This is a genomic window from Lacinutrix salivirga (assembly GCF_053604675.1).
On the sequence record NZ_JBSHNP010000008.1, the window covers coordinates 1 to 256 of the forward strand.

Annotated in this window: 1 protein-coding gene; it reads right to left on the reverse strand. The window is 39.1% G+C overall.

Translation table 11 applies throughout. The features are described 5' to 3' along the window. Window positions 1-256 (reverse strand): Ig-like domain-containing protein (locus tag ACVC5O_RS00040; protein ID WP_452219421.1); only part of this gene is annotated, 256 nt, incomplete at both ends.

Below are 256 nucleotides of genomic sequence, written 5' to 3' on the forward strand. Positions count from 1 at the left end.
CCTTCGATATCATTATCATTAGTTAATACGTTTCCAGCAACAGGAGTTGTTGGTGTTGTATTATAAGCATCGTCGTTAGCATTTGTAGTATTAGGGAATCCATCAGGATTCACAGTAACAGTAACGACAGCAGTATCACAAAGTGCAGGATTAGCATCGTCACAGATGGTATACTCAAAAGTATCTTCGCCAGTAAATCCTGGGTTAGGCGTATAAGTAATTACACCAGTATTAGGATCTACAGCAACTGTTCCAT